Origin of the sequence: Nocardia sp. BSTN01 (genome assembly GCF_015354405.1) — a bacterium.
Taxonomy (GTDB): Bacteria; Actinomycetota; Actinomycetes; order Mycobacteriales; family Mycobacteriaceae; genus Nocardia.
In genome coordinates this window covers 1-217 of sequence record NZ_JADKYP010000205.1, presented here as the reverse complement: position 1 = coordinate 217, position 217 = coordinate 1, and the positions used below count along the sequence as shown (strand labels likewise).

General features: G+C 67.7%; 1 protein-coding gene. It reads right to left on the bottom strand.

The features are described from left to right. A partial coding sequence (locus IRT45_RS36545; protein ID WP_194810301.1) for an AMP-binding protein occupies positions 1-217 on the bottom strand: 217 nt, incomplete at both ends.

The window sequence follows — 217 nt, the reverse complement described above, 5'->3', positions numbered from 1 at the left end:
AGTTCCGCCGAACGGGCAGGCAACGAACCGGGATGCGGTGAGCGCGGTGCGACGCCAATATCCGGGGCTGACACCTGTGCCGGCCACATACAACTCGCCGGTGACACCGATCGGCACCGGCCGTAGCCGGCGGTCGAGGACGAACAACGCTGCACCGGGTACGGGCGCCCCGATCGGTGGTGTCCCTGAATCCGGTGCCAATGGGGCAGTCAGGGAA